Source organism: Bacillus sp. EU52, from assembly GCF_037964975.1.
In the GTDB taxonomy this organism is placed as follows: Bacteria; Bacillota; Bacilli; order Bacillales; family Bacillaceae; genus Bacillus; species Bacillus subtilis.
This window is the reverse complement of record NZ_CP150177.1, coordinates 670,185-689,224: the sequence shown is the minus strand read 5'-3', so window position 1 is coordinate 689,224 and position 19,040 is coordinate 670,185. Positions and strand designations below refer to the sequence as shown.

16 protein-coding genes are annotated in these 19,040 nt (G+C 46.7%); 3 read left to right on the top strand and 13 right to left on the bottom strand.

The window, feature by feature from the left end:
• From NSU05_RS03575 to NSU05_RS03555, 5 genes are all read right to left on the bottom strand, one after another.
• Positions 1-1,011 (bottom strand): phosphotransferase enzyme family protein, encoded by a 1,011-nt coding sequence (locus NSU05_RS03575; protein ID WP_082200925.1) that lies wholly within the window; start codon positions 1,009-1,011, stop codon positions 1-3.
• A gap of 161 nt (positions 1,012-1,172) precedes the next feature.
• Positions 1,173-2,363, bottom strand: a complete 1,191-nt coding sequence (locus NSU05_RS03570) for a CamS family sex pheromone protein (RefSeq protein ID WP_003242795.1) — start codon at positions 2,361-2,363, stop codon at positions 1,173-1,175.
• 15 nt (positions 2,364-2,378) lie between these two features.
• Positions 2,379-4,385: an NAD-dependent DNA ligase LigA gene (gene ligA / locus NSU05_RS03565; protein ID WP_015252641.1), complete on the bottom strand. Its 2,007-nt coding sequence runs from the start codon at positions 4,383-4,385 to the stop codon at positions 2,379-2,381.
• 23 nt (positions 4,386-4,408) lie between these two features.
• Positions 4,409-6,628 (bottom strand): DNA helicase PcrA, encoded by a 2,220-nt coding sequence (pcrA, locus tag NSU05_RS03560; protein WP_038428532.1) that lies wholly within the window; start codon positions 6,626-6,628, stop codon positions 4,409-4,411.
• A gap of 61 nt (positions 6,629-6,689) precedes the next feature.
• On the bottom strand, positions 6,690-7,376 hold the full coding sequence (locus NSU05_RS03555; protein ID WP_015715449.1) for a heptaprenylglyceryl phosphate synthase: 687 nt from the start codon (positions 7,374-7,376) through the stop codon (positions 6,690-6,692).
• Positions 7,377-7,639: 263 nt separating this feature from the next.
• Here NSU05_RS03555 and NSU05_RS03550 point away from each other — a divergent pair, with 263 nt between their 5' ends.
• On the top strand, positions 7,640-9,217 hold the full coding sequence (locus NSU05_RS03550; protein ID WP_038428531.1) for an FMN-binding glutamate synthase family protein: 1,578 nt from the start codon (positions 7,640-7,642) through the stop codon (positions 9,215-9,217).
• Between the two features lie 37 nt (positions 9,218-9,254).
• On the opposite strand, the gene NSU05_RS03545 is transcribed toward NSU05_RS03550, so the two are convergent.
• Genes NSU05_RS03545 through NSU05_RS03535 form a run of 3 tightly spaced genes read right to left on the bottom strand, consistent with a single transcriptional unit; the run spans position 9,255 to position 12,336 of the window.
• Positions 9,255-9,569, bottom strand: coding sequence for a YerC/YecD family TrpR-related protein (locus NSU05_RS03545; RefSeq protein ID WP_003219429.1), 315 nt, complete (start codon positions 9,567-9,569; stop codon positions 9,255-9,257).
• Between the two features lie 2 nt (positions 9,570-9,571).
• On the bottom strand, positions 9,572-10,567 hold the full coding sequence (locus NSU05_RS03540) for a DUF3048 domain-containing protein (RefSeq protein ID WP_339204469.1): 996 nt from the start codon (positions 10,565-10,567) through the stop codon (positions 9,572-9,574).
• 26 nt (positions 10,568-10,593) lie between these two features.
• Positions 10,594-12,336, bottom strand: a complete 1,743-nt coding sequence (locus NSU05_RS03535; protein WP_015383004.1) for an adenine deaminase — start codon at positions 12,334-12,336, stop codon at positions 10,594-10,596.
• Positions 12,337-12,464: 128 nt separating this feature from the next.
• On the opposite strand from NSU05_RS03535, the gene NSU05_RS03530 reads away from it, so the two are divergent.
• Entirely contained in the window at positions 12,465-12,692 is a 228-nt protein-coding gene (locus tag NSU05_RS03530) for a DUF2892 domain-containing protein (protein WP_003233931.1), read from the top strand.
• Positions 12,693-12,706: 14 nt separating this feature from the next.
• Here NSU05_RS03530 and NSU05_RS03525 read toward each other — a convergent pair whose 3' ends face one another.
• Positions 12,707-13,981, bottom strand: a complete 1,275-nt coding sequence (locus NSU05_RS03525; protein ID WP_038428529.1) for an amino acid permease — start codon at positions 13,979-13,981, stop codon at positions 12,707-12,709.
• Between the two features lie 143 nt (positions 13,982-14,124).
• On the opposite strand from NSU05_RS03525, the gene NSU05_RS03520 reads away from it, so the two are divergent.
• Positions 14,125-14,544 (top strand): Lrp/AsnC family transcriptional regulator, encoded by a 420-nt coding sequence (locus NSU05_RS03520; protein WP_038428527.1) that lies wholly within the window; start codon positions 14,125-14,127, stop codon positions 14,542-14,544.
• 39 nt (positions 14,545-14,583) lie between these two features.
• On the opposite strand, the gene purD is transcribed toward NSU05_RS03520, so the two are convergent.
• From purD to purM, 4 genes are read right to left on the bottom strand one after another with little or no spacing between them, the layout of a single operon-like run.
• Entirely contained in the window at positions 14,584-15,852 is a 1,269-nt protein-coding gene (purD, locus tag NSU05_RS03515) for a phosphoribosylamine--glycine ligase (RefSeq protein ID WP_038428525.1), read from the bottom strand.
• A gap of 15 nt (positions 15,853-15,867) precedes the next feature.
• Positions 15,868-17,406 (bottom strand): bifunctional phosphoribosylaminoimidazolecarboxamide formyltransferase/IMP cyclohydrolase, encoded by a 1,539-nt coding sequence (purH, locus tag NSU05_RS03510; RefSeq protein ID WP_038428524.1) that lies wholly within the window; start codon positions 17,404-17,406, stop codon positions 15,868-15,870.
• A complete protein-coding gene (gene purN / locus NSU05_RS03505; protein WP_015252651.1) occupies positions 17,403-17,990 on the bottom strand; it encodes a phosphoribosylglycinamide formyltransferase in 588 nt (195 codons plus the stop codon). Before purN ends, purH begins: the two co-directional genes overlap by 4 nt.
• Positions 17,987-19,027 (bottom strand): phosphoribosylformylglycinamidine cyclo-ligase, encoded by a 1,041-nt coding sequence (gene purM / locus NSU05_RS03500; protein ID WP_003233945.1) that lies wholly within the window; start codon positions 19,025-19,027, stop codon positions 17,987-17,989. Before purM ends, purN begins: the two co-directional genes overlap by 4 nt.
• Positions 19,028-19,040: the final 13 nt, after the last annotated feature.

Sequence of the window (19,040 nt, the reverse complement as noted above, 5' to 3'; positions counted from 1 at the left end):
CTACACCAGTGCTGAAAAATCAAATGCTGTAATCGGCGTGCCATTCTCTATATCTCTTCTGAAACCGGCCAGCATTTCTTTTTCCTCTGCTCCTATTGTGTTAAGATCAAACATCTGATGCAGCAATCCGTAAATCAGCATATGGCGAAGGCGGAGGAAATCAGGTATTATCATCAGCCATGCAGGGTCAAGCTCATTTTCCTCCCAGTACCCTTTCATAAAATGCGTCATAAATTTTTCTGTAAACGCAGCTTTATCATCATATGGCACAACAGGATACCACAGGACATTGTAGAGAAGAATGCTAATATCGTTAACAAACCAATTGTAGCCGATATCATCAAAATCAAATGCCGTGATTTTGCCATGATCCCAGTTAAAATTGCCATGGTGCAGATCCGCATGCACCAAGCCGTAGCTGTCCTGGCTTTTCGGGAGCCTCCGCAGTTCATTCATCAAAGAATCGGCTTGCTGAAACACCTTTATCTGATCTTCAGGTACATATTTTCTCAGCTTTAATTGCTCCTCTTCATCCCATTCCTGTCTTTTGAAAGCGGGATTGCTCAATTTGTAGCTTTTTGTCAAGCTGTGCATGCTGCCTGTGTATCTGCCAAGCTCATAAAATAGCGTTTCATTCCAGTCCGATTCATCCACTTTTTGCCCCGGCGCTTTCTCATACACTCTCAATAAAAATGACCCGCCGTTTCCGTCCGGCACTGCTTCTACATCTTTTCCGTTCAGCGACGGGAGCGGTTTGGCTACTGAAATTCCTCCTATTGCAAGGTGACGGAGCCATTCCATCTCTCCCATTATATAATCAGAAGATCTCCGAATCGTATGGGTAATCTTTAAAATATAAGGTTGATTGTCTTTCATACATTCATATACATAGTTTTCCGCATCAGCCAGAAAACGCACCTGATCTTTTGAGAAACCGTATCTCGCTGCAGCTTCTGCCAAAACCTGCTCTTCCTCAAATATTTTTTTGATATCTTTATGCATGTCTAACATCCTTTCATTGCTATAGATTTGATAATGATTGTTTTCACACGATTTCCAGCATCAACATACCTCCCCTTGATTTGTGTTTCGGCAGAAGCGGAAATATTTTCCCTTTTCCTGTTAATTGTAACATAAAACCCCTTGTGCCAATATGGCACAAGGGTTTTCTATCAGTCATAAATGTGAACAGTCGGCTCTTTATCTCCGGCATTGCGGATAATGACCGCTTCCTGTCCGTCTGAGGACGTGATATTGACTTCGACATCAACTGAGCTCTTAGAGTAGTAGTCCATCACTTCACCCGTTAAGAACTGGGTAAACGCGACAACTTCACTTTTTCCGTAGAATTGCATTGGTATGTCAATCTTCATTTTCTTCATTTCATCATTTTCATACAGCGCTGTACCGACAACGCCTGTATAGTTCGGGAAATATTCTTCAATTGAGTTTTTGAACCGCTTAAAGACCTCGGTGTCATCCGGGTATTTTTCTGCTGTGGTTGTATCTGCCGGATAGAATACATATTTTTCATTGATGTCATCCCAATTTGAGATATCAGTAGAGCCTGCTTTGACCTCTGTTTTGGCGATGAAGTTCCCCGGCACAATCGATGTTTTTGACGCCTGCTTGTAGAGCGCGACGGTAATCGGCACATTCTTCAAGTTATCTTTTTTGCGGAGGCGGTTAATAACCTCCTGTGCAATTTTTTCTCCCTGCTGGCGAAGCGTGCTGTCTTTAATCTCCACTTCTTTTTGCGGGTCGCCAGTTTTTTCACGATAGTAATACACTGAGTTTAACGCCAGTCCGATCATGACGCCGCCAAGCTGGATAGAATTCTTGTCTTTTCTGACTAAATAATCGTGCTCAAGCATGGATGCTAAATAAATCGGGCTGCTTTCGTTCTTTTCTTCTGTTGAACCAGAACTCGGGAGCGCCGGGTTCAAGCCTTCATTTTTGAAGTTTTTATCTTCTTTTTCGGCTTTTTTCAAATCAGAGCCCGTTTTTTTCCGTGCCAGCCAGCTTAATACTGTATCCTCATCTAAATATTGTCCTTCTTGGAACAGATAATCGTCAGTCGAGAAAGAATCTTGGGCAAGACGCATCAGCCCTGTTTCAAACTCGTCAATGTCCAGCCTAGTGTTCAGCTGTTCCGTTGTTAAGCCGCGCGCTTTGCCTGCCTTAAACGGCAGCACCATTTTGTAATAGGAGTCAGAGATATTATATTTCGGGACAATCGCTTTTTCTGACGATTTCGCCGTCTTTTGCGTAATCTCTTCCTCCTTCTCCCCCCCAAAACCTGACGAGCAGGCAGACAGCATTAATACTGCCGCCGTTGCCGCCAATGCCAACGTCTTTTTCAATAGAAAACACTCCTCTTATTTCTTTAGCTCTCCCATTAACTGTTCTTCATTCCACACTTCAATGTTCAGCTCTTGTGCTTTTGTCAGCTTGCTTCCCGCCGCTTCTCCGGCGATGACTAAGTCTGTGTTTTTGCTGACGCTTCCAGTCAGCTTTCCGCCCAGCGCTTCGATTTGCGCTTTGGCTTCGTTTCTTGACAGCTCTTCCAGCTTTCCTGTCAGAACAATTGTTTTACCGGCAAAGTAAGAGTCGCTGTCCTCTGCTTTTACTTTTTTCGGGCCTTTGTAGAGCGTGTTTACGCCCAGCTCCTGAAGTTCATTCAAGAGTTCAAGCATTTCTTCTTTATGAAAATAGGTGATGACCGCGTCAGCCATTTTTTCACCGATTTCATCTACCGCGAGAAGTTCCTCTTTTGAGGCTTTTTTCAGGTTCTCCAAGCTTTCAAAATGCATGGCAAGCGTCTTTGCAGCCTTTGATCCGATAAAACGGATACCAAGCCCAAACAGCAAACGCTCTAACGAATTTTCTTTTGATTTTTGGATGGAGCTGATCAGGTTTTCAGTGGACTTTTCACCCATGCGCTCGAGCTGGATGACTCGTTCCTTCGTCAGCTTATATAAATCTGCCACATTGCGGACAAGGTTTTCCTCAAACAGCTGTGTGATCACTCGTTCGCCGAGCCCGTCAATGTTCATGGCATTGCGGGAAACGAAATGGATCAGCCCTTCCCGGATTTGCGCCGGACATTCAGGGTTAATGCAGCGAAGCGCCACTTCTCCTTCGATCCGGACGAGCTCACTGCCGCATTCAGGACATTCCGTCGGCATGCTGAATTCCTTTTCTTCTCCTGTTCGCTGTTCAACGAGGACATTCACAACTTCCGGGATGATATCGCCCGCTTTTTTGACGACAACCTTATCCAAAATCCGAATGTCCTTCTCTTTAATTAAATCTTCGTTATGAAGGGATGCTCTTGAGACCGTTGTGCCGGCAACTTTTACCGGCTCAAGAATCGCGGTCGGCGTGATCACACCCGTTCTGCCGACATTTAATTCGATATCGAGAAGCTTCGTCACGACCTCTTCAGCAGGAAACTTATACGCGATGGCCCAGCGCGGGCTTTTCGCCGTAAAACCGAGCTCCTCCTGCTGATCGAGAGAATCGACTTTAATGACAATGCCGTCTATTTCATACGGCAGGTCTGCGCGCTTCGCCTGAAACTCATCGATCAGCACTATGACTTCTTCTATGCTGCCGCATTTTTTTCGTTCCTGATTCGTTTTAAATCCGAGTTCGTCGAGAAAATCAAGCCCTTGGCTTTGCGTCTCCACACCCATCTCGTCAAGCTCCGCTATACTGTAGACGAAGATATCGAGGTTTCGTTTCGCTGCAATTTTCGGATCGAGCTGCCTGAGAGATCCCGCCGCGGCATTTCGCGGATTGGCGAACGGTTCTTCCTCATTTTTAATCCGTTCCTCATTGAGTGCTTCAAACGAACGTTTCGGCATATACGCCTCTCCGCGCACTTCGATTGACAGCTCACGGTTCATTTTAAGGGGGATATTGCGGATCGTCTTCAGGTTCTCCGTAATATCCTCTCCAGTCGTTCCGTCACCTCTTGTGGCCCCTCTGACAAAATAGCCGTCTTCATAACGGAGAGAAACAGCAAGACCGTCTATTTTCAGCTCCACATTATACGCCACATCGTCGCCGACGGCTTGGCGCACACGGCGGTCGAAATCACGAAGATCATCAGCATTAAAGGCGTTGCCCAGACTGAGCATCGGTGTGCCGTGGGTGACTTTTTGAAACGCTTCAAGCACGGCTCCGCCGACGCGCTGCGTAGGAGAGTCAGGCGTTCTGAGGTCTGGGTGCTCCTCCTCGATCGCAATCAGCTCCTGCATCAATCTGTCGTATTCGGCATCTGGGACGCTCGGTTCATCTAAGGTGTAATATTCATAGCTATACTTGTTGATGGTGCGGCGCAGTTCTTCTGCCCGCTGCTTCGCTGTTTCTTTGTCCATCTGCTTCTTCCTTTCCTCTTCAATTACTGCTTTTCAATAGGAGCAAATGCTGCTAACAGGCGTTTCACGCCGACAGGGCTCGGAAAGGCAATATCGAGCTCCGTCCCTTCTCCTTCGCCTTTCACGCTGACGACAGTTCCTGTTCCCCATTTTTTATGGCCCGCCTTATCTCCGACTGCCCAGTTTAAGGTGTCGCCGCCTGTTTTGCTGGCGTAGGATACCGGGCGTGAAACAGGGCCGCGTCTCGGCTGCATTTTTCTCGCAGACGTCGCTCTCGTTTCTTTTTTCTCATTTAGGTTTTCCAATAAATCATCCGGTATTTCAGCAATGAAGCGAGATTCCGGGTTCATATTTGTCCGGCCAAACAAGGTGCGCATTTTAGCATTGGTCAGATAAAGCTCCTGTTCCGCCCTTGTAATCCCAACGTACGCAAGGCGGCGTTCTTCTTCCATTTCCGCTTCCTCCATGAGTGAACGGCTATGCGGGAAGACGCCTTCTTCAAGCCCCATCAAGAAAACAACCGGAAACTCCAGTCCTTTCGCGGCGTGCAGTGTCATCAGGGTGATCGCATCCTTGCCGCCTGACTCTTCCTCCTGCTGATCGAGCTGATCAATATCTGCGATCAACGCCAAGTCTGTCAGGAACGCAACGAGTGTCTTGTCTTCACTTTTCTGTTCAAAGTTTTTCGTAACAGACAGGAACTCGTCGATATTTTCTAAACGGCTTTGGGCTTCGATCGATTTCTCAGCCTTCAGCATTTCTCTGTATTCCGTCTTATCAAGAATTTCTTCTGTCAGCTCTGTAATGGATAAGTAATCCTGCATATTGGTCAGGTTTTCAATCATCTGTCTAAAGCTGTCAAGCGCGTTTGCCGCTTTGGCACTGACGCCGATAAAATCAACCTGCTGAATCGCTTGGAAAAATGACAAGCCGTTTATGGCCGCATACGAAGCGATTTTTTCAAGTGATGTCGCGCCGACTCCGCGCTTCGGCACATTGACAATGCGCGTGAAACTGATATCGTCATCCGGATTGGATACGAGGCGCAGGTACGCAAGAATGTCTTTAATTTCTTTTCTGTCATAGAACTTTGTGCCGCCGACAATGTTATAGTTCAAGCCCGCTTTGAGAAGCGTTTCCTCAATCACACGGGACTGCGCGTTTGTCCGGTATAATATGGCGATATCAGACAGTTTCCGCTTGCCTGAGCTGTGAAGCTGATGAATTTTGCCGGCCACAAACTGTCCTTCTCCGAATTCATTATCACCGCGATAATAGGAAATTTTGATGCCTTCATCGTTTTCCGTCCACAAATTTTTCGGTTTGCGGTTAGAGTTGTTTTTAATGACCTCGTTTGCCGCGCGCAAAATCCGTTTCGTTGAACGATAGTTTTGTTCTAGCAAAATCACGCTTGCATTCGGATAATCTTTTTCAAATGAAAGGATGTTGGTGATATCCGCGCCGCGCCATCTGTAGATTGACTGATCAGAATCCCCCACAACGCAAAGGTTCTGGAAACGCTCGGCAAGCTGCTTAACAAGCATGTATTGCGCCCTGTTCGTATCCTGATACTCATCAACATGGATGTATTGGAATTTGCGCTGATAAAATTCAAGTACTTCCGGCACTCGGTCAAACAGTTTAATCGTCGTCATAATCAAATCGTCGAAATCGAGCGACTGGTTTTTCAATAGCTTCTTCTGATAATCAGCATATACATCGCTGACCACCTGATCGTAGTAGCCGCCAGCAACTTTAGAGAATTCCTCCGGTTCGGTCAATTCGTTTTTCGCACTGCTGATCGTACCGAGGATGCTTCTCGGGTCAAACTTCTTCGGATCAAGATTGCGCTCCTTCAAAATCCCCTTGATCACTGAAAGCTGGTCAGCCGTATCAAGGATGGAGAAATTTCGGTTGATCCCAATCCGGTCGATATCTCTGCGCAAGATCCGCACGCACATGCTGTGGAATGTGGAAATCCAGATATCGTCCGCGCCGGGTCCGAGGATGCTTTCCACACGTTCTTTCATTTCGCGTGCCGCTTTATTTGTAAATGTGATCGCCAGAATGTTCCACGGCGCCACATGCTTTTCCGCCATTAAATAAGCAATTCTATGGGTCAGGACACGCGTCTTTCCGCTTCCCGCTCCCGCCATCAGCAAAAGAGGCCCGTCCGTTGTTTTGACTGCTTCCTGCTGAACGGGGTTTAAACCGCTTAGTAATTGATTGCTAATATAATTCAAAATTTGTTCACCCGCCTATACAAAACATATGTTCTATCATAAACCAAATCCGTACAATTTACTACTCGCCTTTCACAGCCGCTACTGTTTTCAAAGCCCTGTCAAAATCTTCATACACAGCATTGCCTACAACGATCACGTCCGCATGCTCTGCATACTGTCTGGCCGTTTCCGCATCCTTGATGCCGCCGCCGTAAAACAAGGTTGACGTTTCCAATACAGCCTTCGTTTTCTTGACAGCTTCTATGTCTCCAATCATGCCGCTGTATTCTAAATAAAAAATCGGCAGTTGCAGCAGCTCCGACACACGCGCATAGGCGACAATATCATCCATATTCAGATCGGCGTCCGCTTCAGTCAGTGCCGCGGCTTTGCAATCTGGATTTGCGATGCAGTAGCCCTCCGCCACGATTTCTTCCATAGACATCAGTTCTCCGTATTCCTTCATGGCTTTCTGGTGCATTCCGACAATCCAATCCGCGTTTTTGCTGTTTAATACACTCGGAATAAAATATAAGTCAAAGCCGGGAACGATCGCTTCAATCGCTGATACCTCAAGGACACACGGCACCAAAAACCGTCTTACCTTAGACATCATCCGCAGGACATTATCCTCTGTTACACCATCACTGCCTCCGATAATGACCGCATCCGTTCCTGATTCGCAAAGAATCTCCAGCTGTTCGTCAGGCAAATCTTTATTTGGATCGAGTTTAAAGACATGCTTCCACTCCGTTACATCGTACACGTCATACGTTCCTCCATTCGTTTGTTACCATTTAAACATTATAACAAATTCACATAGCGCGGAAAAACGGAAAAAGCCGTTAATCTCGTTATTCACTGAAAAAGGTGTTTTGATTCTTTTTTCATAAAAAAAGGAGCAGGAGGCAGACCTGCATGGTGAGTCCTGTATCGGCAGAAGCACACATTTTTCACCTGATTCCTTCTGCTATTGTTTGGAAAGTGTTCAACTGTGGAAATGGTTACATAAAAAAGGGAGGCTGAGAGATGGAAACCATCATAATAGCACTCATCGCATTTATCATAGGGATCATCGCTATCCCGATCGTCTTGTTTGCCTGGATCTACATAAAGGATGAAAAACAGCAGGAGCACTCAATTCTTCGCAACTATCCCGTCATCGGAAGGTTTCGGTATATCCTTGAAAAAATCGGGCCGGAGCTGAGGCAGTATTTATACAGCAATGACAATGAGGAGCAGCCTTTTTCACGAAAGGAATATGAGCAAACCGTCATCTCCGGAAAATACAAAAGCAGAATGATGGGCTTTGGATCTGTAAGAGATTTTGATAAACCTGGCTATTATATCCGTAACGCTATGTTTCCAAAACAAAGGGAAGAAATGCATGTAAATCAAACGCCAAAAATTGAAACCCAAATCTATAAAATGGATGCTGACAATCTGTTCAAACGCAAGGAGCATGCCGAACATATCAAGGCAGACCCGTATTTTCTCCATCCTGATGATGTACAGGTGATTGGCGAGCATACATGCGAGAAGCCATTTTATGTGAAGGGCTTAGTCGGCCAGTCTGCCATGAGCTACGGCTCTCTTGGAGAACGGGCTGTTACGGCGCTCTCAAAAGGGCTCCACCAGGCAGGCGGAACCTGGATGAATACAGGTGAAGGAGGATTGTCTGAGTATCACTTAAAGGGCGGCGCCGATATCATTTGCCAAATCGGACCAGGCCTATTCGGCGTGCGCAAAAGAAACGGGGAATTTTCGTGGGAGGAATTTAAAAGAAAAAGCAGGATTGACCAAATTAAAGCGTTTGAGCTAAAGCTGGCACAAGGAGCGAAAACCCGCGGCGGCCATGTGGACGGCGCCAAAGTATCAGAGGAAGTGGCAGACATTCGGAATGTCGAACCTGGAAAGTCGATTGACAGCCCGAACCGCTTTTATGAATTCTCAAACCCTCCTGAAATGCTCGACTTTATTGAAAAACTTAGAGATGTCGGACAAAAGCCAGTCGGCATCAAACTGGTCGCAGGGCATCCTGAAGAATTGCATGAGCTTTTCTCTCATATGCAGAAAAGCGGAAAGCATCCGGATTTTATCACGATCGACGGAGGTGAAGGCGGTACCGGAGCTTCCTTTTACGAGCTCGCGGATACAGTCGGCCTTCCGATTATGACAGCGCTGCCTATTGTTGACACGCTTCTTAAACAGTACGGCTTGCGCAGCCAGCTGAAAATCTTTGCTTCCGGAAAGCTCCTGACTCCTGACAAAATCGCGGTCGCCTTAGCCCTCGGCGCTGACTTTGTCAACATCGCACGCGGCATGATGTTTTCCGTTGGCTGCATCCGCGCTCTCGTCTGCCACACCAACACCTGTCCGGCAGGTGTGGCGACGACAGATCCGAAATTGCAAAAAGCATTGAGCGTTGAGGAAAAACAGCATCGTGTCTGCAACTACGTTATTTCATTGCGTGAGGGGCTGTTTAACCTTGCAGCCGCAGCAGGGATCAATTCGCCGGTTCACTTTTCCATGGAGCATGTTGTCTATCGGAAAGAGGATGGCAGTCTCATCGATATCGACAACCTGATCCATCAATTTGTTTCATAAAGAAACCGCCCTTGCCGAACGGCAGGGCGGTTGTTTATTATTTTGAAGAAGACTCAGTTTCCGTCTCCTTCACACGGTCAAGCGCCATTTCATAAGCGTCATTCCCGTAATTTAAGCAGCGTTTCACACGGGAAATCGTAGCCGTGGAAGCGCCTGTTTCTGTTTCAATCTTATGATACGTGTTTCCTTCGCGAAGCATGCGCGCCACTTCAAGGCGCTGAGCCAGCGATTGAATTTCGTTAATTGTGCATAGATCATCGAAGAATCGGTAACATTCCTCCAGGTCTTTCAGCGATAAGATCGAGTTAAATAACTGGTCCAGCTCTTTGCCGCGTAATTTATCGATTTGCATCGTTACACACCTTCTCCTTTACTAATGGAAGCCGCATCAAGATCAGGTACGATATTGATCCAAGTCTTTCCTGGCACAAACGGAAGCCACTTGCCGTCTTTTATCGGCACAATTCTGCCATTCACTTGTTTCCAGTCTGTTTCAATGACGTTTCCGTGCTGAAACAACAGACCTTTTCCTCCTGATTCCAAGTCGATGTCCCGCCTTCCATCTTGATCAATAATATGATGGCTGGCTTCAACAATGAAAATATTTTGCATTGCAACCGGCTTTCCGGTTTCCCGGTCTGTCGTTATGACACCATCAGAGCTTCTTGTATAAGATTCAGCTTTTTTATCATAGTTGTATTCGACAAGATTTGTAACGTTTTTTGTTCCATAATCTACCCGAACATTGTAAGATTCATTTGCAGGTTTTGCATCTGATGTTTGAAACAGCAGCGGATTTGTTTCCTGCTTCAGCTTATAACCCTTTTGTTCTGCCGCCTTTTTTATGTAATCATAAGACGTATAGGAATTGTGGGGCGGTTTGCTGAAATCAGCTCTCCAAAATAAGCTTCCGTCAAAATCCAATCCGTTCATATAATCGGCAGCTCCGGATTCCAGCTGCTTTTTGGCGCTGGGACTCCAGCCGTGATGGACAAATATGCTGTCAAAGCCATTGCTGAGAGTGACGAAATATTCCCGCGCGCTCCGCACAGGTCCGACAGTTTCAGGCATCTGGCTTTGGAAAATGGCCAGAAATCTTGTGATTTGCCCTTCGGCTAGCGCTTCTATGACAATGTCGGCTTTAGACAGACCCGACTGCGGCCTCGCCTTCGGGTGATTGTTCACCACAACAGCAACAGGCCGGCGTTCAGTCGCCTTCTGTTCAGTCTTTAGCCCCGTTAAAGGAGCTTTCAGCTTCTTTGCAGTATCCGGGACAGCATCCTTCTGCTGGCAGGATACCAGCAGAAAAAACACGAAACACAGCGCGCAAACTGTCATCCATTTTTTCATATGTCGGCTCCCTGCTCTTTTATATTTTAACGCATTATCGATGGAAAGAGTACAGTTTTTTTCATGACGTCGAAGATTCCTCTTGGCGTAATGCGTATATACGGAAGGTGCGTACTTTGCAAAAAGAGCAGCGTATAGATAGGATCGCAAAACTCATAGCCTCTTTCAGTCAAAAGATCTCTCAGCTTTTGTTCCTTCTCAAGCACGTCTTCATACGCTTCCGAAGAGGCGCAGCCGCACAGCGCAAGCGGGATTTCATGCAAAATGTTTCCGTTCTCCGCTAAAACAATTCCTCCTCCGATTTCTTTCATCCGGGCGAAAGCGAGCAGCATATCCGCTTTATTTTTTCCAATCGCGACAATGTCGCCCGTCGTCGTAAAGGAGCTTACAAATCCCTGCACGCTTGAGGCAAACCCTTTTATCATCGTATTGACGCGCCATTTCCCGTGTCTGTCGAGCATCGTCAAATAACTTTCATCATGGTCAAACGAGAGCTGTTCCATCGAATTGTCGATCTCAATCATATATGGCTCCATAATAACCGCATTCCGCATTTTCACGCCCATCGGCATAGAAAACTGCAAGTCATCCATCGTCATATCATATGAAAGTTCAAGCGGGACAAGACCGCCTTTGTGCCAGTCCGTCTTTGTAAACGCCTTCAAATCACAGCCGTCCTCACGCAGAATGGTCCCTTTTGACAGAACAGTCACTGGATTCGGATTTAACGGATCTTCCAGTATGTTGAGCGATGCCAGTCTGCCCGGTCCGACAACTCCTAAATAATCATCCATTTGGTAATACTTTGCGATATTAAATGATGCCATATTGTAGGCGTCGATTGCAGGTACGCCTTCTTCTAACGCGATACGAATCAGCTCGTTTGTCATGCCGCCTTTATAGAAATTCGGGGTTGCGCCATCTGTCGTGTAAAAGAAGTGGTCATAATAGCGGAAGCCCTTCTCATGCAGCTCTTGCAAGATTTTTCTTACATCAGGGCGAATGGAAGAGTTCCGAAGGGAAACATAATAGCCCAGTTCCAGCCTTCTCATCACTTCATCACCTGTCATCGCTTCATGATCACAATCCGCACCGAACAGCTTCATTTTTGTAAGCGTTTTATCAGAAGCGCCGGGAAAATGCCCTTCAATGCGTTTTCGCTGTTTCTTTGTAGCTTGCATGCAGTGGAGCATTAAATCATCACCATCTACCAAGCGTGGCCATCCGGTCATTTCTCCGCCTTGAATCACATCCGGATGTTCAATCCACTGTTTTCTGACGTCAAATGGAAGGACGTGGTCCTCGTTCAGAACCTCGGTCTGGAGGTCATAGCGTGACCACCAAAAATACTGGACAGGCTGCTTTTTAAGTTCATTCAAAATCGTAAGCGCTTTCTTTTTTCCGCTTTGCAAAAGCAAAAATAAGTTATCATTCACGAATGTCGTTGTTCCGTATTGAGACACATATTCCGCCAGTGTTTGGGGATTATATATTTGAAAAGGATGTGCGTGCGGTTCAATATAACCTGGCACAATGTATTTTCCTTCACAATCAATCGTATGAATTTCTTCGGCTCTATTCGGAAGTTCATGACCCACATAAACAATGCGGTCCTGATAAATCCAAATGTTTTTTTTCAGCCATTGTTTTACATATGGATTTAAGACGAGAGCATTCCGTAAAAGGAGCGTTGGAAGCAGCTTTGAGTCTACAACATCAACCTGTGCCCTGATGTCTTTGTTTTTCCAGTTAAAGGTGCGTTCGGACATTCACATACTCTCCTTTACATGTATTAGACTCATGGTATCACATCCTTCCTCATCACGCACGATAAAAACGTTACAAATTTTTGAAGGTTCGGTAAAAAAACTTTTTTAAGTAAAAGGAGCGGATTTCCTTGAAGCCAAACATCAGTCTCATCAATGCCGTGTTCAGAATCGCCTGCGGATTGACGATTATGTCAGCCGCCAGTGCAAAGTTTACGAAAAAACCTTGGTGCAGAATGCATCTCTTTTACATCTTTATGGGGGCCATGAAAGCGGGTTCGGGAATCTTGCGCTTCTGTCCTGTGACCTACATGTTTCAACACAGTGATTCTGGAAATAACGAGCATCAAAACGGATAAACGGAAAAGCTTGATCACAAAACGTGATCAAGCTTTTTTTTATGCCCATCCTTTGTTTTCATATAGAAATATCCTGCAGCTGCCAGCACTGCCGGATAAAGCAGTGCCCAGCCGCTGAATGAATAAATCACCGCGCACGCCACAAATGCCCCGAGCGCCATCCACCAGCCTATATCTCTCCTGCCCAGCAGTTTCAGTGCTGCCGCCATTGTACATATGTAAGATGCGATAAAAGCCGCGCTCGGCCCTTTCAACAGAGTCGTCAAATCGATTTGAAACAGACCATGCGCCGCAAGCACTAAGCCAAACACTGCGGCCATCGCTGTCAAAACGCGAATAGGCGTACGTTTTGTCGCACTGAGTTTTCCAAAAAATACGGGTATGTGCCCCTCTCTCGCCAATGCGTACACCATTCTTGAAAAACCGGCAATATTGGCATGGATGGTGGCGAATGTAATAAACAGCGCTAAGCATACCGTGACGTATACACCGCTTTCCCCTGCTCCTTTTGAGATGAGCATGGCAAGCGATGCAATTTCTCCATTCTCTCCGTATGAATGAGTTCCCACTGTTACAAATGACAGCATGATATACAGCCCTGCCACACAAGACGCTCCCAAGAACAAGCTGATTGGGACATCTTTTTCAGGGCGATGAAATTCCTCAGCCAATGGAGTAATCATTTCCCAGCCTACAAAAGAGAAAAAAATCATAACAGAAACAGATCCCGCGGCAGACCAGCCATGCGGAAGAAACGGTTTGAATTCTGCTATCGTGACGTGTGGCAATGACACAGCAATAGAAATGACAAGCAGAAATACAATGACACATATAACGATTGTACTGATGTTTGCTGATAGTTGAATCCTTTTCATATGAAGCAAAATAGATATAGCCAGCATACAACCAGCAATCGATGTAACCTGCCAATCCACCGCCTCTGTGACGTAACTGACGTAATGCGCGCCAGTCAAAGCGATGATGGGAACGCCAATCGGAACGGAACCTAACATGATCCAGCCCAAAATAGCCCCGGCTTTTTTTCGAAAAGCCAGCTGCACATAAGCCGTGATTCCTCCCGCACTAGGCGCAATTTTCACAAGCCGTGCCAGCGTGCCGACGAGAAGAAAAGATAAAAAAGACATGAATACCCAGACAAATAAAGAAGCCGGACCGGCCTTATCCGCGGTAACAGACGGCAAAATTAATATCCCGCAGCCTAAAACCGCCCCAATCGTTAACGCCGTCCCTTGTATCCAAGTAATAGAGCGCTGTAATTCTGGCAACATGATGCCTCCTCTCAAATTGATGGCTTTATTATAGAAAAAATAAGACGGCATCCATATGCTACAATGAAGGTAAATCAACAGCATTACCTTACAATCAAAGGAATTTTCATTCATTCGCCTAAATATGTAAAGGAGCCAGACAAATGGACGATACAGACCTTCAGATTCTCTCGCATTTGCAGCGAAATGGCAGATTAACGATGGTTGAGCTGGGAAAGCTTGTCGGACTCAGCTCGCCAAGCGCGGCGGAGCGTGTCAGGAAGCTGGAAGACAAAGGAGTGATTACCAGCTACAGCGCGAATATCTGTTACGAAAAACTAAACAAGCATGTCACCGCTTTTATTCTCATGGAGCCAAAAAGCTGTAAGCACTACGCCGCCTTTGCAACATCGCATCCTGATGTAGCAGAAAACCACCGCATCACAGGGATGTACAGCTATGTGACAAAGGTCGTGACTGAATCGGTACATACGCTTGAGGATTTTATTGACGCCTCGATGGCCCATGGAAAACCAACCACACTCGTTGTGCTTTCCTCTTCCAGCTGCCATCCCGCTTTTTGATAACAAAAAACCCGCAGCTAATCTGCGAGTTTTCCTCACTTATTTTTGGGCAGCCTTTAAAGCGCGTGCCCCAATGTCTTTTCTGAAAAAGAGTCCCGGTTTGAAAATTTCATCAACCGCTTTGTACACTCGGTCTCTAGCCGCTTCAAACGTTTCATCAAAAGCCGTCACATTGGCGACGCGCCCCCCGTTTGTAACGAACTCTCCGCCTTCTGCTTTCGTTCCGGCATGGAAGACCACGACCTGCTCAGTTTCCGCAGCAAGGCTGCCGATCGGCGTGCCTTTTGCGTAGCTTTCCGGATATCCTTCAGAAGCAAGCACCACACTAACAGCAGCGGTATCCTTCCATCTTAAGTCAACTTCCTTATCATCTAAAAGATCAAGAAGCACCTGTACCAGATCAGATTCCATGCGCGGAAGCACGACCTGTGTTTCCGGATCGCCGAAACGGGCATTAAATTCAATGACCTTCGAGCCGTTTTCAGTAAGCATCAATCCAGCGTACAAAACGCCAGTGAAGGAACGGCCTTCTTGTACCATTGCTTTTGCGGCCGGCTTAACGATCGTTTCTACAGCATGGCGAACCGTTTCTTCCGAAATTTGCGGAACTGGAGAGTAAGCGCCCATTCCGCCCGTATTCGGGCCTTTGTCTCCGTCAAACACACGCTTGTGATCCTGGGCAATCACCATTGGATACACTTTTTCTCCTTTGACAAAGGCCATTAGAGAAAATTCTTCACCAGAAAGGTATTCTTCAATGACAACGGACGCGCTCGCATCACCGAACTTTTCATCTTCAAGAAAGTCATGCAGACATGCAATTGCTTCTTCCTCTGTCATAGCCACAGTAACGCCTTTTCCAGCTGCAAGTCCATCTGCTTTTATCACAATCGGAGCACCTTTTTCCTGCACATATGCCTTCGCCTCATCAAAGGATGTAAACGTCTCGTATTCTGCGGTCGGAATGTCGTATTTCTTCATTAAATCCTTAGCGAACTGTTTGCTTCCTTCGATGATCGCCGCGGCTTTTGACGGGCCGAACACGCGCAGACCCGCTTTTTCGAATTCATCCACCAGACCTTCAATTAAAGGAACCTCAGGGCCGACAATGGTCAGGCCGACCTGATTTTGTTTTGCAAATGAGACAAGCCCTGCGTGGTCGCTTTCCTCAATGTTTACAAGCTGTGCGGAAGCTGCCATGCCGTCATTTCCGGGAGCGGCAAATACATTCTCGACGAGGCTGCTTTGCGCTGCCTTCCACGCCAGCGTATGTTCTCTTCCGCCTTTACCGATAATTAATACATTCACGTCGTTTTCATCCCCTTAATGTTTGAAGTGTCTGATGCCGGTGAATACCATGGCAATGCCGTATTCATCCGCTTTTTTGATGGAATCCTCATCTCGGATCGATCCGCCTGGCTGAATGATGGCTGTAACGCCCGCTTTTGCCGCTTCTTCGACAGTATCTGGCATTGGGAAATATGCATCCGAACCGAGCGCGCTGCCCTTCGCTTTTTCCCCTGCTTGCTCGATTGCGATTTTTGCCGATCCGACGCGGTTCATTTGGCCTGCTCCCACACCGACTGTCATGTTGTCCTTCGCGAGAACAATCGCATTTGATTTCACATGCTTCACGACTTTCCAAGCAAGCTTCAAGTCTTCCCACTCTTGCTCGTTCGGCTCTCTTTTTGTCGGAATGCTAATCTCAGCATCCTCGAAACCGTGCATATCTAAATCTTGAATCAGCAGCCCGCCTTGAACAGATGTCAGTTGTTTTTCCTTTTGAACAGCGGCGGATACGTCAAGCGTCAGCAGACGGAGATTTTTCTTCGCAGTCAGGACGTCGAGCGCTTCTTGGCTGAATGAAGGTGCAATGATGATTTCTAAGAAAATGTTGTGAAGCGCTTCGGCAGTTGCCTTGTCCACTTCACGGTTCAGCGCGATAATGCCGCCGAAGATAGATGTTTTATCCGCTTCAAACGCTCTGTCAAACGCTTCGGCGATCGTTTTTCCTGTTCCTACACCGCACGGATTCATATGCTTTACAGCAACAGCAGCCGGCTCAGTGAATTCACGAACGATTTGAACTGCCGCATCCGCGTCTTTAATGTTGTTGTAAGAAAGCTCTTTTCCGTGAAGCTGTTCTGCTTGCGCAATAGAGCCTTTGACAGGAAGAGCTGTTTGATAGAAAGTTGCTTCCTGATGCGGGTTTTCTCCATAGCGAAGCGATTGTTTTTTCTCAAATGTCACAGTGAATTGCTCTGGTTCTTTTTCACCGACAACATTTGTCAGGTAGTCAGCGATCAGTGCATCATATGCCGCAGTATGACGGAATACCTTTGCCGCGAGCTCGCGTTTTTTCTGAAGAGATACGCTGCCTTCTTCTTTGATTTGATTCAGCACTGGGCTGTAATCGGCCGGATCGACGATAACTGTGACATCCTGATGGTTCTTTGATGCCGCACGCAGCATGCCAGGTCCGCCGATGTCGATATTTTCGATCGCTTCTTCATACGTGACGTCTTCTTTAGAAATCGTTTCTTTAAATGGATAGAGGTTGACGACAACGAGGTCAATCGGCTGAATCCCGTGTTCATTGATCTGCGCCATATGCTCTTCATTGCCGCGAACCGCCAGAAGGCCGCCGTGAATATTCGGGTGTAGGGTTTTTAACCGGCCGTCCATAATTTCAGGGAAGCCTGTCACTTCAGAAATTCCGATCACATCCACACCGTTTTCTTGAAGAAGCTTTTTCGTTCCGCCTGTGGAGATGACTTCAACGCCAAGCTCTGTCAGTTCTTTTACGAAAGGAACGAGATTTGTTTTATCTGAAACACTGATTAACGCACGTTTAATTGTCATGCCTTTTCACCTCTGTTATTTAATCCTAATAGCTGTTTAATCACACTCGGATACCATTTATGCTCAAGCTTGTGAATCCGCTGTTCGATTGTTTCCAATGTATCATGTTCATCAATTTCGATTGCCTTTTGAGCGATGATCGGACCTGTATCCATTCCTTCATCGACATAATGCACGGTGATTCCGGCCACCTTCACACCCGCCCGGAACGCCTGTCCGACTGCGTCGATTCCAGGAAACGCCGGAAGAAGCGATGGGTGAATGTTAATGATTTTTCCCCCATATGCTTGAAGGAGCGTATCACCGATCAGCCTCATATAGCCGGCAAGAACAATCAATTCAACCTCGTGAAGACGAAGCTGTTCAATGATGGCTTGTTCAAATGCAGCCTTGTTTTCATAAGACTTCGGCTCAAATGCAAAGGATGGAATGTGGAATGCTTCCGCCCGTTCGATGACTTTCGCCTGCGGTTTGTCGCAAACGAGGAGCGCTGCTGACGCATCCCAGTTCTCCTCCTTCAAACGCGTGACAATGGCTTCGAAGTTTGACCCGTTTCCTGATGCAAATACCGCAAACTTTTTCATGAAAGTGCCGCACCGCCGAATGTGACGCCTTCACCTTTTTTCACACGCCCGATTAAATAGGCTTTTTCGCCATGGCTTTCAAGCGTTCCGATCACATCTGTCAGATGCTCTTCTTTGACAGCCAAAACAAAACCGATCCCCATATTAAAGACGTTGAACATGTCTTCTTCCTTTAGCTTGCCGTACTCTTGCAAGAAAGAAAAAATTGGCGGGATCGGCCATGAGCCATGATCAATTTCCGCACTTAAGCCTTCCGGAAGCATACGCGGAATATTTTCAATAAATCCTCCGCCTGTCACGTGCGCCATGCCGTCGATTTTTCCGCTTTTGACCGCGGCAAGCACAGGCTTCACGTAAATCCTTGTCGGTTCAAGCAATTCCTCGCCAAGCGGGCGTTCAAACGGCTCATATGTTGTATCGAGGTCCAGCTCCGCATCATCCAGAAGCACTTTTCTGACAAGGGAAAAGCCGTTGCTGTGAAGGCCGCTGGAGCTGAGGCCGATCAACAGATGGCCCTCTTCAATGTTTTCTCCAGTCACGATTTCGTCCTTTTCTGCCACTCCGACTGAGAAACCGGCAATATCGTATTCATCAGCTGTATAGAGCCCCGGCATTTCAGCCGTTTCACCGCCGACTAAGGCTGAACCTGACTGCTCACAGCCTTCCGCAACACCTTGTACAATCTGTTCAATTTTCACTGGGTCCGCTTTGCCAACCGCTAAATAATCGAGGAAAAACAGCGGCTCTGCACCTTGTGCCAGCACGTCATTGACACACATTGCAACAGCATCCACGCCAATCGTGTCATGCTTATCCATGGAAAAAGCGAGCTTTAATTTTGTGCCGACACCGTCCGTTCCCGAAATGAGAACTGGTTTTTGATAAGAAAGCTCAGACAGGTCAAACATGCCGCCAAAACCGCCAAGGCTGCCCATAACGCCAAGCCGTTTCGTGCGCTCCACGTGTTTTTTCATTCGTTTTACAGCTTCATATCCGGCTTCGATGTCAACTCCTGCGTTTTTATATGCTTCAGACATCCTATTCACTCCT

Bases quoted from the DNA above. Each gene is read 5' to 3' on its own strand.
- NSU05_RS03575 (WP_082200925.1), bottom strand. From the start codon at position 1,011: ATGTTAGACATGCATAAAGATATCAAAAAAATATTTGAGGAAGAGCAG.
- ligA (WP_015252641.1), bottom strand. From the start codon at position 4,385: ATGGACAAAGAAACAGCGAAGCAGCGGGCAGAAGAACTGCGCCGCACC.
- NSU05_RS03550 (WP_038428531.1), top strand. From the start codon at position 7,640: ATGGAAACCATCATAATAGCACTCATCGCATTTATCATAGGGATCATC.
- NSU05_RS03545 (WP_003219429.1), bottom strand. From the start codon at position 9,569: ATGCAAATCGATAAATTACGCGGCAAAGAGCTGGACCAGTTATTTAAC.
- NSU05_RS03540 (WP_339204469.1), bottom strand. From the start codon at position 10,567: ATGAAAAAATGGATGACAGTTTGCGCGCTGTGTTTCGTGTTTTTTCTG.
- NSU05_RS03535 (WP_015383004.1), bottom strand. From the start codon at position 12,336: ATGTCCGAACGCACCTTTAACTGGAAAAACAAAGACATCAGGGCACAG.
- NSU05_RS03525 (WP_038428529.1), bottom strand. From the start codon at position 13,981: ATGTTGCCAGAATTACAGCGCTCTATTACTTGGATACAAGGGACGGCG.
- NSU05_RS03520 (WP_038428527.1), top strand. From the start codon at position 14,125: ATGGACGATACAGACCTTCAGATTCTCTCGCATTTGCAGCGAAATGGC.
- purH (WP_038428524.1), bottom strand. From the start codon at position 17,406: ATGACAATTAAACGTGCGTTAATCAGTGTTTCAGATAAAACAAATCTC.
- purN (WP_015252651.1), bottom strand. From the start codon at position 17,990: ATGAAAAAGTTTGCGGTATTTGCATCAGGAAACGGGTCAAACTTCGAA.
- purM (WP_003233945.1), bottom strand. From the start codon at position 19,027: ATGTCTGAAGCATATAAAAACGCAGGAGTTGACATCGAAGCCGGATAT.